This is a genomic window from Stappia sp. (genome assembly GCF_048261845.1).
In the GTDB taxonomy this organism is placed as follows: domain Bacteria; phylum Pseudomonadota; class Alphaproteobacteria; order Rhizobiales; family Stappiaceae; genus Stappia.
In genome coordinates this window covers 18,092-31,517 of record NZ_JBLXFR010000006.1, presented here as the reverse complement: position 1 = coordinate 31,517, position 13,426 = coordinate 18,092, and the positions used below count along the sequence as shown (strand labels likewise).

Here is a 13,426-nt window from a genome sequence, read left to right as displayed (position 1 = left end):
GGATGGCCTTCAGAAGATCAGCGTGACGGATTTCGGCGCGCCCCGCCCCACGAGGGCGGAGAGCTGGTAGATGCGGATGTCGAGCGTGTCGCCGGGGCCCAACGGTGCGCCCCAATCAGTGGTCTGCTGGGCGGCGGTGTAGATCGCGCTGGTGGTGGCCGCGCTCAGCACCCGCCTCACGGTCGCGCCATCGAGGATCTCGACGTCGTAGGTTTCGAGTTCTTCGGCCAGTGGCACCTCCAGCCCGCCCCAGCTGTCGGACGCGAGCGCTCGGGACCGGCGCGTCCAGCGGATCGTCAGGTCGCCGGGCGCGCGCGGTCTGCGCCATGGCTGTTCGACATGAGCGGCCGAGAACGGACGCAGCCCCACGCCCTCGGGCGTGAACGCCTGCGCGACATAGGTCTCGTCGCTGACCGGGCGGCTCGCCGGGCCGATGCGCCAGTTCCATGGGATCCCGAGATCGGCCTCGGCGATCGGCAGTGATGTCAACGCTGCGTCGAGCACCACGACCCGCGCGCCGGCGGGCGCCGGGTTGCCCATGGCACCTTCGGTCCCGCGCTGGCCGCGCAGGAGTCGGGTCAGGCGATACCGGCCGGGGGCGGTCAGTTCGGCCACGCCCGCCTGCACGATCTCCCAGACACCGGGCGCGCTCTCGATGGCCAGCGCGTTGGCGCCGCCGAACAAGGTCAGGTCGGTGACGCTTTCCAGCGTGCCGGTCAGCAGATCGACCACCAGCACGTTGCCGAGGTCGAAGCGTGACGTCGGCCCGGCGTAAAGGTCCGAGACCAGCGTGCCGATCCGGGCGCGGCTGCCGAACGTCGTCAGCAGGTCGAAGCCATCCGTCGAGGGGCTCCGGAAGACAGCGATCTCGCCGGGCCAAGGCACGGCGTGCGCAGCGGCGAAGGGCCGATGTGCGGGCTGGTCCTCGGTGAGCTGCGGCAAATCGAGGAGCATGACCTCGGGCGCGCCGAAGACCACCGCCTGCGACAGCGCAGAGGGTCGCGGAGCGCCGGGCGGCAGGTCGTAGGCTTCCCGATCCTGACGCACGGCCTCGATGCCGCGCGCGTCGGCATCGGCAATCGAGATGAGCCTCAGCGGGACGGATCGGCCGTCATGGGCGAGCATCACCACATCAGCGGGGTCGAGCGCGAGCCGCGAGGGCGGCAGCCGGAATGCCGCGCTCTCGCGACCGGTCCAGGCTTCCATCAGCGCGCGGCGGCAACGGCGCTCGGCCTCCTCTGGCGGCACTGCCATTGAGAAGCTCTCCGAGGCGATGCGCGTCGTGTCGACGGTGATCCGCCGGGCCTCGACCTGTGCCGCCTCGTAATCCTCGTCGGCCCGGGCGACCTGCCACTTCAGGGCCTGTGGCAGTTCGGTCTCCTGGCCGCGTGTCAGTTCCAGCACGTCGCACTCGCGGGCTGCGACGAGATCGTCGGGTGTGACGTTTGCCACCGCCGCCCGCGCATGACGAAGCGGATCACACCCTCGGTCTCGACGGCGTCGAAGCCGAAGTGGCGGGCAAGCGTGGTGATCGAGGCGCGCGGGCTTTCCAGCGCACCGATGGCATAGCCCTCGACCGAGCCCCAGAGGCCGGTGACGTCGATGCGGTCCTCCGGCAGCCGGGCGCGCAGGCAGAGGTGCCGGACGAGCGCCGCCAGCGACACCGACCCGAGGCGGCCGGTCAGCCAATGGCCGAGCCGCCAGTTCGGGCCATCGGTCCAGACATCGGTCAGTTCGGGAAAGAACGGGTACGGCCGTGCGTCCCAGGTCCAGGCCGCGCATTCCGGCACATCGACCATCCGGCCGCCATAGACCGAGGACAGCGGGTTGTTCGCGGCCTCACCCCAGAAGAGATAGGTCGCCTCGAGATAGGCGCGCTGGATGGTGTCGTCACGCCAGCCCCGCGAGAAGTAAGGCGTGAAGCTCTCCGACGATTTCGGGTCGAAGAAGACGTTGGGCTGGTTGGTGCCCCGGTCGATGGCCGGGCAGCCGAGTTCGGTGAAGCGGATGGGCTTGGATTCCGGCGCCCATGCGGTCGGCGTGCCGCTCTCCACGCCGCCCGGGCGGTCGTAATGCGCGTTCGACCACCAGCTGCGCAGATCCTTGTAGCGGAAGACCCATGGCTTGCTCGCAGCACCGTCGGTGATCGGGGTGCGGACCTGCGAAGAGCGGTCCGCCGCGCTGGCATAGAACCAGTCGAAGCCCTCGCGGCCCGCGATGTTCGCCTGCAGATAGGCCTGGTCGTAGATCGCGGGCCAGCCTTCGGCCGCGTCTGCATGGGTGAAGCCGTCCCGCCAGTCGGAGAGCGGCATGTAGTTGTCGATCCCGATGAAGTCCGTGTTTGGATCGGCCCAGAGCGGATCGAGGTGGAAGAACACATCGCCCGAGCCGTCACCCGGCTGGTGGCCGAAGTATTCAGACCAGTCGGCCGCATAGCCGATCTCCGTGCCCGCCCCGAGAATGGCGCGCACATCGGCGGCGAGCGCCTTGAACGCGGCGACGGCGGGATAGGTGCTGGCACCCGAGCGGATGGTGGTCAGACCGCGCATTTCCGAGCCGATCAGGAAAGCGTCGACCCCGCCGGCCACGACGCAGAGATGGGCGTAATGCAGCATCATCCGGCGCAAGCCCCAATCGCCGGATGGGCCGGTCCAGGAGACGGTCTCGCCCGAGATCGCGAAGTCGGAGGGGCTCGCGGCGCCGAAGAACGCCACGACTTGGCTCGACGCCGTGGTCGTCTTGTCCACGCTCCCGGCAAAGCCTGCGGCGGGCGAACAGGTGATCCTGCCGCGCCAGGGGAATGTGGGCTGGCCCGTCTCGGCGGCGGTGTCGGAATACGGGTTCGGCAGCGTATTGCCAGGCGGGACGTCCATCAGGAGGAATGGATAGAAGGTGACGCGCAGCCCACGGGACTCCATCTCCCGGATCGCCTGAACCACCGCGAAATCGGCGGGCGTGCCGCCATAGACCGACCAGATGACAGGCGTCGTGGATTTCGCCGAGACCTCGACGCCCGGGCGCAGCTTGCAGGAGCCCGCGCGCAGGTCGTCGCCGAACCAGGCGACGACAAGGCTGACACTTTCGACGGCGGGCGCCATGCCCTGCAGGCGGTCGAGTGCGACGACCATGTCGGCGGTGGCGGGCAGCGCGTTCAGGTTCTCGGCCTGCGTCGCGCCGCCCGAGGATTTTCGGATGGCCTGCGTCGCATAGGTGAACTCGCCCGAGGCCGGGATCAGCGTGACGGCGCGGGTCAGCCCCTCGGCGGTGTCGGGATCGGCGAGCGGCCGGAATACCTCGAAGGAGAGCTGCGGCAGACGGTTGCCATAGCTCGACAGCGGCAGTTCCTCGAAAACGACATAGGCGGTGCCGCGATAGGCGGGCGTGTTGGCCGCACCCATCTTGGCCGAAATGAACGGGTCCGCCGCCTGCGCCTCGTCGCCCGGATACCAGCGCCAGGTGACGCCGGAAAGGTCCATGGGCTTGCCGTCCGCCCAAACGGGCCCGATGCCGGTGATCGGCCCCTCACAGAGAGCGACGGCGAAGCTGGCGTAGTAGAGATACTCGGTGGTCTTGACCTTGCCGCCCCCGCCGCCCTTGCCGCCACCCTGGGTAGTGGTCTTCGTCTCCTCGCGGAAATCGGTCGCCCAGATGATGTTGCCACCGATGCGCATCCGGCCGTAGAGGCGCGGGATCACGGCTCCCTCGGTAGAGGACGTGATGCGCAGGCTTTCGAGCCGCGCGCCTTCGATCCGTTGCGTCGGGGCGAGCGAGGACACGATCCAGCTGTCGACAACAGAGCCGATGGTGGAGCCGATGAACCCGCCAATGGTCGCCGCGCTGACGCCGAGGATCGCGCCAACGATCGAGCCGCCGATGGCGGCACCGGCGGTGCCGAGAATGAGGGTGGCCATGTCGAAGTCTCAGCGTTGCGGAAACAGGAAGGCGAAAGCGATGCGCCGCCGCCAGGCTTGGGTCAGCGGTTCCTCGATCACGCCCAGCCGCTCGTAGGCGTGGAGGAAGGTGTCGGGGCCAGTGACGATCCCGACATGCTTGGCTATGGCGCGCGGCATCATCCGAAAGAGAACCAGCGAACCGGGAGTGACATCGGCCGGGGCGATCTCGGGCATCATGCGCCGCGCACCCTCGGCCAGTACCTCGCGAGGGCCGGTCTCGCCCCAGTCCCGGCTATAGGGCGGGATCGGAAACGGTTCGGGACCTACGACTTCACGCCAGACGCCGCGGGCGAGTCCGAGGCAATCGCAGCCGACGCCCTTGAGGCTCGCTTGGTCGTGATACGGTGTTCCAAGCCACGAACGTGCAATATGCACGATCAAAGCCGCTTGGCAGGTGTTGCCATGAGCCATAGTCTCCATGAACTAGGCGCTTTGGTTTTCGAGACAGATGAACAAACTGAGGGAGAAATGAAGCACGATCAAATAGACTCCCTTTGCGAAAGAGGGCTGGCATTTCCTGAACTGTTTGAAAAGCTCGAGGACTTGCGCGACAGTTCTGACTTCGACTGCTTCATTGTTGCTTTTCAGCTCCATATGCGCTTGACATCGACTTCGAAAACTACCGAGGTCGCGGGAATTTGTTGGACGTAGACGTTGATATAGTTTTTCTACCAGCCCTAACCTTCATTGATGAACGTCTTTCCAGAAAAATTGTCTCGGAAAAGGAAGGCGAGAAATCCAAAACGGGAATATCGGGATTGATTCCTTGCACCCAATGTTTGGCTCGGGTCAATCTTTGGGGGCGACGTCAGAGGTACTATGACAAGTACCTCGAGCTATCTATTCGCAATATGCACAATGAAATCGTTATCCCGGAGGATGACAGGCCATTCACCTGGAACAGAATCGGAGCAGCGAATGTGGGCTCGTACGAGGACGAGGTCGCCTATTTGACTCTCTCACAGGCGGCAGCGGCCACACGGCGATTCCTAAGAGACTACATGGCGGTTTCGCTGCACGAGCTTCAGATTCCTCAGACCCTTTTTTCGGCCTTCGCGAGCTCGAGATTTGAAAGGTACTATCCGCTAGGAAAGAGCCCAGACTTGCTAGCGGGTCTTCTGCCGCGCTCCAGTTCCAAGGCACTCCGAACGGCTCAAGTAGAGGATGTGCGTGCCGCCGCCAAATGGCCGGTGCGAGGCTTTTCTCCTTTTGAAGGCCAACTTTTAGCTCTTAAACGATTGGCAGATAGTGGCGAACCTGAGCTTGCGCTGGTTGGACTAATGGCACTTGTCGAGTGGCTGCTCAAAGACAATCTCCCACCTGAAATTTTGGGGGCGAGTAAGCGACGAAGCAAGGCGTTTGAGATTTTCCAGAAGGCTCAAGACTATTTCCAACTGCCAGATGGAGCATGGGACATTTTACACGCAGCGCGTCGGTTAAGAAATGATCATGTACATGAGCGACCGACATCTCGCTCTAGCAGTTATGACCCTGCGTCTGTTCGCTACGACAATCCTGAAACAGCCAAGGTCTTTAATGCCGCAGTCTTCGCTGCCTTTGAATTGTTTCGCAGCATCAATCTTTCGCGTAGCGCCGGTAAACAACTCCAACGTACAAGCGACTAGGTGGTTACAGCACGCCTCCGTCATGGCCACCGTCCTTGGTAGCGTAGCGCAGAACGGCGTCCTGGCCGGGGACATAGGGGAAGCCCCGGAAGTTGGCGGTGTTGGCGAACTTCGCGCCGCAGGTCTCGATCCGCTTGTCGCAGCCCGCGCGGATCGTGAATGCGTCTTCCTCCGCGATGGCCCGCACCGGTGCCTCGAGCAGGGTCAGTACAGCGACGCCATCCGCCACGTCATGGCCCAGCACCTCAGTGCGGCGTCCCGAGTTCGCGCCGCTGGTCCATTCAATGGTACCGAAGGTAAACCAGCCGGCCTCGAACCAGCCGAGACCGGAGGCGGTGAAGGCACGGTCGCGCAGGAGATCAATCACTGCGCCCGTGCCCTTGTAAGCCGGGTCCTCCAGATCGACGCCGCAGCGCGCGTCCCCGAGAGCAGCATCGCAGTTCGCCTGAAAGGTCCGCCCCACCGTCTGCCCGAGTACATGGGCCAGCGAGCGCACCTCCGCCACGAAGGCGAGCCGCCCGCGCCGGATCTGGCCGATGGCCCCGCGCCGCATCAGAACACGCTGGCCAGTATCGGCCCAGTTCACCCGCCAGACCTCGACCGCCGCGTTGTCCCAGCGGCCGTCGACAATATCGGTCTCGGTGGTGCGGTCCGAGGTCAGCACCCCCTCGGCATCCTGTGCATCGACGGACAGGTCCGAGCCCGAGCGAACCTCGGACGCCGTCAGTCCACTTTCCGGCTCGAAGTCCGTGCCGTCAAAGCTGAGCGTGCGATCATGGTCGGTGAAGCCGAAGGTGACACCGTCGGCCCGTGTGACCCGCCAGCACCAGGCGAGCGTGGTCGTGCCCTCGTCGAGATGGGCCTGCAGCGCGGGCGAGAGGGACTTCACTTCCGCCCCCAGCCGCGAAGCAATGCCAGAAAGGCACCGTACCGCAGCGGCGGACTGACAACACACTGGTCAAGGCGCTGGCCCGCGCGTTCCGATGGAAAAGGATGCTCGAATCGGGTGAGTTTGCCACGATCGCTGAACTGGCCGAGCGCGAAGGAATCGCGCCGTCATACATGACCCGAGTTATGCGATTGACGTTACTCGCACCGGACATCATCGAGGTCATCTTGGATGGCCAGCAGGAGCCGGAGGTGACGCGACCCGACTAATGAGATACTTTCCAAGGGACTGGGAGGGCCAACGCGTCCAAAATCGCAGTCCGTACTCGTCACGTCGAGGCATTGTTAGGCTTGAAACAAATACTATCCGCTGCGATAAACTACATGTAGCGGTGAGGTCGACATGAAGCACACATATTATGACTTTTTTGCTGGTGGAGGCATGGCAGGCTTTGGACTTGAAGCAGGTTGGGAGTGCCTTTTCGCCAACGACATCGACGCAAAGAAAGCTGAAAGCTACCGCGCGAACCACCACGGCGGCAAGGAACTCCTGCTGAAGGATGTTGCGAGTGTCACCGTAGATGAGATACCCGGGAAGGCTGACCTTCTGTGGGCTTCGTTCCCATGCCAAGACCTGTCTCTTGCAGGCAAGGGTGCAGGACTGGCCGGAAAACGCAGCGGTATGTTCAAGCCATTCTGGAAGTTGGTTAGACAGCTGCATGCGTCAGGCCGCGGGCCAAAGATAGTAGCGCTGGAAAACGTCTACGGTGCAATCACGAGCAATGGTGGTCGCGATTTTGCAACCTTGGCTGCTGCCTTCTCTGGACTTGGATACCGCTTTGGAGCGGTTGTTGTTGATGCTGTTCATTTTCTTCCCCAATCACGCCCTCGGTTTTTCATGATCGGAGTCCGTGGCGATCTTCGAGTTCCAAATGAACTCATGCAAAGTGGCCCATCAACTCTTTGGCATCCTCCTGCCCTTGTCGAAGGGCATCGCTTGCTATCGAAGGCTGCCGCCGAGCGGTGGATATGGTGGAATCTACCTGTGCCCGCGTTGCGCAACACTAACCTGTCCAGCCTGATCGAGGAAAAGCCAACCGGCGTGAAATGGCACACGAAGGCAGAGACCAAATACCTTCTCGACATGATGACCGACCACAACCGAAAGAAGGTTGAGGCCGCCATCGAACAGAAGACTAAGGTCGTAGGAACTGTCTATCGCCGAACTCGACCGGATGAAGCTGGGATTAAGCGCCAACGTGCAGAAGTGAGATTTGACGAGATCGCGGGATGCCTGCGAACGCCAGCGGGTGGTTCAAGCCGTCAGACGATCATCTCGGTCGAGGGAGAAAAGGTTCGCTCTCGCCTTCTGTCACCCCGTGAAGCAGCCGCGCTCATGGGCCTGCCTGACACTTACGTACTACCTTCTCGCTACAACGATGCCTATAAACTCGCGGGTGATGGGGTGGCAGTACCTGTGGTCAGGCATCTAGCCGAGAACATCTTCGAACCAGTGCTCGCAAGGAATCGACTCGCCCTCGTAGCGTGATTCAGATTACAAAGTCGGCATGCCCGACAAAGACCCGTTTTCGACAAAACAGCCTGCATTCGAAACGAAAGAACTCCGCGCTAGCCTGAAGAAGTTCATGGCTACGGAGTTCCAAGATGATGTGTCCGGTACGACAGCTCGAATTGGTAGCTTTGGATGGGGCGTATACGCCTTCTACGACTACGATGGCGAGCCGATCTATGTTGGGCAAACTAAAGAACAAGTAAGTGGACGGGTTGGACGCCACCTGACAGGCCAGCGCTCAGACGCAGTCGCCAAGTCCATTCTAGACCCATTAGAGGTTAAGGACATAGAGGTTTGGCCACTTCCTCAATACCAAGGCGTCACGAAAAAAAAGAACCCGTCGGAATATAAAGAAGCCGCTGAGCACCTAGATGCTTTGGAATATGCCGTTCACCAAAATCTCATAGCCAAGAGTAGGTTTGGTGAAATTCTAAATGAGAAAAACCCGCCCAAACCTAAGAAACCAATTATTCCGCTGAAATCGATTAGAGGTCGCATTGTGTCAGATAGGGTGCTGGAAATTCGCTCCCACCCCGACTTTAGGATTTTCCGTCGTGCAGCCGTTATTTCCCGTTTGAGCCAGGGTATTGCAGAGCGAGATGTGAAAGTTGGGCTGCGCCGGGTGCTCTTGGTTCAGGCAAAGCGTCTGCAGTGGCTTGCGGAACAGAGGTATCAAGCCTTGGGTGGCGACACTAGCGTCGAGATCGGCCACGAGGAAAACGATGGCGACAAAGACTGACACCAAACGGTCGCAGATCATGCGTGCTGTCAAGTGCAAGGATACCGTGCCTGAAATGGTCGTGCGCCGTTTGGTTCACTCACTTGGATATCGGTACCGACTGCACCGTAACGACCTTCCTGGAAAACCTGATCTTGTCTTTGGGCCGCGTCGAAAATTGATTTTCGTTCACGGCTGTTTTTGGCACGGACACACCTGCAAGCGTGGAAATCGTCAGCCAAAGACCAACGCTAATTACTGGAGAAAGAAGATCCAAGTGAATAAAGAGCGCGACAAATCGACACTCGAGGAGCTGCGCGCTCGAGGTTGGGAAATTTTGGTTTTGTGGGAGTGTGAAACGAGACAAGAAACACTAAGGCAGCGAATTGATACCTTTCTCCGCTCCACGAAACAGATAGCAAGTTCTAGCTTTTCACCCGGCTCCAGGGCGCCTTCAGCCGATATAGTGAAATAATTTCTGTAACTTGAAGGAGTCTACTTTGGCCGGCGAAACCGCGACCCCCTGCAACCATCCAGGAGCGCCCCCCGACGAGGTTATTGACCTTGTCGCAGAGGCTGTAAGATCAATTGCGCGCGACGATGCTTTTCTACAGAAGCATGGTCTGACTGTTCAGGATTTCGAGCTCGCGCTACCTGCTGCAATCCAACGGATTAGAGGAAGTGCAGCGGCTGGCACTGCGGATCGCCGAGAGTTTCTGACTGACCTCTTCAAATATATGATGGCTGCCGGAGCCATCAGCGAGTTTGAAAAGCCTGAGTATGGAAAGGATACTGTGTACCGCCTTCAAGTTTCTGGCGTTGGCAGCGTGGCAATTATTCAAAAAGGATGTCCTGACGGAGCACATAGCAGCGTTGCTTGGTCCACACCGGAATGGGCTCAAGAAACTTACCTTTGGTGGCTTTGTGACAGCCTGCAATATGAACCAGGTGAGCACGTCTCCAAAGGTGTAAATCGGCTTCGAAAGCGCTTCTTCTCTGATGCTTATGGAGACGCTATTGATGGCATTATCTTTCACAACGCAATGTGCGGCAGCCCAATTCGCCCTTGTCCCAAAATATCGAAAGCCATTGAGCTAAATGGTAGATTGATCCCGCCCCCTTGTATTTGGGTGATGCCAGAGCGGAATAATCTCCACAACTCCAACGCCACAAATTGGAACTGGTCGGGTGAGCGATCTCGTCAGTTTCCTGCCGTTCTTTTATCCGCCTTTGGGATCGACGGGCAAGAAGTGCAGTACTTCACCGGGCACATTGGTTTCCTTAAGGGAGGGCGAGGAACCCGAACTACTATCTCGTCAAGATACGGCGCAGGCGCATCAACAATGTACAGGAGTGACTCACGTTGAACCCGGTAATTGACCAAGAGCGGGCAGGTTTTCTTGCCCTTCGAACTCAAAAAGCAAACAAACAGCTTTTGCCCCAATGGGTTCGACCGGAAAAAGAGCTGCCGGTTGTAACCTTACCGATTGAGTGGGTGCGCTTTTCTACCTTGAACCACAGAACACGCGCCGAACAGGATCGCGAAATTCGCAAGAGTGGCAATAATGAATTGTTTACAGGTGATCCACTCGGAGGTCAGGCTCAAGCTATTCAGCTAGACATCTTGTCGAGCCAAGGCGGTTTCGACGACCTCATGAGAGACCTGGGGGAGCGCGGTCAACAAGAACCTGCCGTCGTTACTGCCGAGGGGATACTAATAAATGGTAATCGCCGTGCAGCTGCGTTAAGGAAGCTGTGGGTGGAAAATCATGTTGAAGGTGCCCGCTACATTCGCGCCTTTGTTCTTCCGGCAGACGCGACAAAGGACGAGTTAATTGATCTCGAAACAGAGCTCCAAGTTTCAAAGGACTTTCGGGAAGAATACTCCTGGGTTAACGAGGCCCTCCTGATTGAGGAAATATTTGAATCTTCAAACAAGAACTGGGACAAAGTCGCAAAACGGATGCGCCTGGGGAAAGAAGAAGTTCAAGAACAGTATGAAAAGCTTCAGCAGCTTCATCAGTTGATCGCACTATCCAATGGACAAAAGTTTCACGCGGACTTTGTGGGCAATAACTCCGCATTTCGAGAGTTGGCGATCCATGTTCGAGGCAAGTCGCCGCAAGAAGCTGCGTCCGTTCGTAGTGTGTATTTCCTTGGAACACTTGCGGGAACGAATTACCGTGATTTGAGACACCTTAGAAGGAGCGATGCCGTTGAGTTTGTCCGAGAGGAGTTCTCAAACGATCTATTTTTGAAATCTCTTCTTGAAAGCTCCGGTAGCAAAAGTGGTAACGCAGATTCTGACCTGTTGGATGATGTTCTCGGCGAAGGCAGCGAGTCAGATGCAGGAGACCTCAACCCCGTTCTCTCTTTTCTTGCTGCACAGAAGCCGGAAGAAATCGTAACTTTGCCTACAGGCGAGCAGGTCGCGGTTCAGCAGCTGTTAACTTCTGTAAAGAGTGCGGTTGATGCGGCGGCGAAGGAGGCGAGTGAAAATGTAAAGGACGCTAAAGCAGTTGTTGCACCAATCAAAAAACTAGACCTGGCAAAGGATAATATTGGTCGTGCCGGCGCCGCGCTAGCGAAAGCAAGATCCCAAAGTGAGTGGGATGAAGACGCTTTCAAAGAGAAGATTGCGGAGGTTAAGGCGGCCATCACCCAGATAGAGACACTGTAATGATTACCGCTGAGTTGTATCGCCAAGGTCGCCCTACTGTAATAATCGAACGCAACGGCGAGACAAATCCAGGTGCTTGGGCACGTCTACAGGAAGCTTTGGCGCGAGGCATCGACTCCGGCTCTCCTGTTCGCACGGTCGTTCACGCTGACGTCTTCCTGTCGGAGTTGAGGGTCCTGCGTGAACTACGTGATGTATTCGGCGAACGTGTCCAGCTTGGGCCAACTCTGTCCGATCAACTCCGCTCCATGGCCTCAGATCGCATCGCTCGTGAAAGCGTTGTTGAAGGAGGATCAGCAGACGAGACCACCCTTGATGCTTTGGAAGGCGAGCTCTCGCGGGCTGGGTTCAAGCGAAAGCTTAGACGTTTTCAAACAAGAAATCTGTTCAGGCTCGTAAGCCTCCCCCACGGAGCTGATTTTTCTGTGCCGGGTGCAGGAAAGACTACGGTCGCGCTAGCTGCCTACGCCGTACTGCGCGCCCGTGGCATCGTCCGCCGCCTAGCAGTAATTGGACCGATCGCGGCCTTCGGGGCATGGAAGGAGGAACTTGTTGCCTGCTTTGAAAGGCCACCGCTTCTAGTGATCCATGCTGGGGCAGGAACGGTTATACCGGCAAATACCGAAGTCTTATTATCCAACTACAATCGAACGGCGAGCGACTATGATACCGTCCGAAACTTCGTGGCTGCTGAACCAACGCAAGTGGTCCTAGATGAAGCGCATCGGATAAAGCGCGGGGCGGCAGGTGTGCATGGGAGAGCGGTTCTTGACCTTGCCTATGCAGCTCGTCGTCGGGACGTGCTCACTGGAACACCCGCGCCTCAAGGTGCTTTTGACTTGGTTGCATTGGTGAGCTTCCTTTTTCCCGGGCAGGATAGGCAGGTGCTTCCAGACGCCGCATACTTCGAACGCAAAGGCCGGGATGAAGATGTTCTAATTGAAACGAACAGCGCGATAAGACGGTATTTTGTACGCACGGCGAAAGCTGAATTAGATCTGCCCCCTACCAGTTTCGAAGTGGTGCGAGAACCTATGCCACCAATCCAAGCAGCGATTTACAACGCTTTGCTGGGTCAGTATCAGTCAACGTTTGCCCTTCCAGACCGAGGTCGTCACGAGATGCAAAGGTTGGGGCGGATCGTAATGTACCTTTTGGAGGCTGCAACGAACCCAATGCTGCTTACCGCTGGTTCGGACGACGATGATGATCCGGCCTTTCTGCATCCACCTTTGGAACTTCAAGGGCACGAACCTTTGGCTGATTTGCTGGCCCGGTACAGCAGCTTCGAACAGCCCTGGAAGTATCAACGTGTCTATTCAATCGTAAAAGAAGCGGTGGAAAAGGGCGAAAAAATACTGATCTGGTCGAGTTTTGTGAAAAATCTTAGGGCTCTCGCCCGTCTCTTGGATCAATATCAACCAGCTATTGTGCATGGTGGCGTGCCCTCAGACGAGATGCCCCCCCCTGGCGTTATTACTCGCGAACGAGAATTCGAACGATTTCGGCACGACCCGGCTTGCGCTGTACTGCTAGCGAATCCCGCAGCCTGCGGCGAAGGCGTTAGCCTGCACCATTGGTGCCATCATGCCGTATATTTGGACAGAACATTCAATGCTGGGCACTTTCTCCAGAGCCAAGATCGCATCCATCGGCTTGGGCTAGATGAGAACGTAGTCACACGTTTCACTTTGCTAATAAGCGCAGGCTCAATCGACGACTCCGTAGACGGTAGACTAGCTGAGAAAGTAAGCGCCCTTTCATTGCTAATGGACGATCCGGGACTGGTCCAAATTGCGTTGCCGTCAGCTGATGAAGGCTCAGGGGGCACGCCAGCATTTGACGATGACTATCAGGCAATTGCCGCTCATATCGCAGCCGGAAATGCGTGACCTACCTACCAGAGGCCGCTGTCATGCCGTTTTTCTCTTGGCTTTTAGCGCGAGGGTAAGGAACTGTCCCGACTTTCATGCGTGGATTGTGGCCGCT

Annotated in this window: 11 protein-coding genes and 1 pseudogene; 8 read left to right on the top strand and 4 right to left on the bottom strand. The window is 58.7% G+C overall.

All coding sequences use genetic code 11. The features are described from left to right. Positions 1-9: 9 nt before the first annotated feature. The 3 genes and pseudogenes from ACN0T5_RS04450 to ACN0T5_RS04440 form a co-directional block, all read right to left on the bottom strand. Positions 10-1,587: a phage tail protein gene (locus ACN0T5_RS04450; RefSeq protein ID WP_417767485.1), complete on the bottom strand. Its 1,578-nt coding sequence runs from the start codon at positions 1,585-1,587 to the stop codon at positions 10-12. Next, positions 1,506-3,911: pseudogene (locus tag ACN0T5_RS04445) on the bottom strand (baseplate multidomain protein megatron); the annotation flags it as partial. The pseudogene ACN0T5_RS04445 and the gene ACN0T5_RS04450, both read right to left, overlap by 82 nt. Positions 3,912-3,920: 9 nt before the next feature. After that, positions 3,921-4,364, bottom strand: coding sequence for an NlpC/P60 family protein (locus ACN0T5_RS04440; protein WP_417767413.1), 444 nt, complete (start codon positions 4,362-4,364; stop codon positions 3,921-3,923). A 230-nt stretch (positions 4,365-4,594) separates the two neighbouring features. Between ACN0T5_RS04440 and ACN0T5_RS04435 the strand changes: the two genes are divergently transcribed. Then, on the top strand, positions 4,595-5,578 hold the full coding sequence (locus ACN0T5_RS04435; protein WP_417767412.1) for a hypothetical protein: 984 nt from the start codon (positions 4,595-4,597) through the stop codon (positions 5,576-5,578). A gap of 4 nt (positions 5,579-5,582) precedes the next feature. Here ACN0T5_RS04435 and ACN0T5_RS04430 read toward each other — a convergent pair whose 3' ends face one another. Beyond that, positions 5,583-6,467, bottom strand: a complete 885-nt coding sequence (locus tag ACN0T5_RS04430; RefSeq protein ID WP_417767411.1) for a DUF2163 domain-containing protein — start codon at positions 6,465-6,467, stop codon at positions 5,583-5,585. A 104-nt stretch (positions 6,468-6,571) separates the two neighbouring features. On the opposite strand from ACN0T5_RS04430, the gene ACN0T5_RS04425 reads away from it, so the two are divergent. The 7 genes from ACN0T5_RS04425 (at position 6,572) to ACN0T5_RS04395 (ending at position 13,329) form a co-directional block, all read left to right on the top strand. Further along, a complete protein-coding gene (locus tag ACN0T5_RS04425) occupies positions 6,572-6,736 on the top strand; it encodes a hypothetical protein (protein WP_417767410.1) in 165 nt (54 codons plus the stop codon). Positions 6,737-6,869: 133 nt separating this feature from the next. Beyond that, positions 6,870-8,015, top strand: coding sequence for a DNA cytosine methyltransferase (locus tag ACN0T5_RS04420; protein ID WP_417767409.1), 1,146 nt, complete (start codon positions 6,870-6,872; stop codon positions 8,013-8,015). Between the two features lie 19 nt (positions 8,016-8,034). Beyond that, complete coding sequence (locus ACN0T5_RS04415; protein ID WP_417767408.1) at positions 8,035-8,778, top strand: GIY-YIG nuclease family protein; 744 nt, start codon at positions 8,035-8,037, stop codon at positions 8,776-8,778. Beyond that, a complete protein-coding gene (locus ACN0T5_RS04410) occupies positions 8,762-9,232 on the top strand; it encodes a very short patch repair endonuclease (RefSeq protein WP_417767407.1) in 471 nt (156 codons plus the stop codon). Before ACN0T5_RS04415 ends, ACN0T5_RS04410 begins: the two co-directional genes overlap by 17 nt. 25 nt (positions 9,233-9,257) lie before the next feature. Next, positions 9,258-10,124 carry a hypothetical protein gene (locus ACN0T5_RS04405; RefSeq protein WP_417767406.1) on the top strand — a complete coding sequence of 289 codons (867 nt, stop codon included), beginning with the start codon at positions 9,258-9,260 and terminating at the stop codon, positions 10,122-10,124. After that, positions 10,121-11,437, top strand: a complete 1,317-nt coding sequence (locus ACN0T5_RS04400) for a hypothetical protein (RefSeq protein ID WP_417767405.1) — start codon at positions 10,121-10,123, stop codon at positions 11,435-11,437. Before ACN0T5_RS04405 ends, ACN0T5_RS04400 begins: the two co-directional genes overlap by 4 nt. Further along, positions 11,437-13,329, top strand: coding sequence for a DEAD/DEAH box helicase (locus ACN0T5_RS04395; RefSeq protein ID WP_417767404.1), 1,893 nt, complete (start codon positions 11,437-11,439; stop codon positions 13,327-13,329). The genes ACN0T5_RS04400 and ACN0T5_RS04395 overlap by 1 nt, the downstream gene beginning before the upstream one ends. Positions 13,330-13,426: the final 97 nt, after the last annotated feature.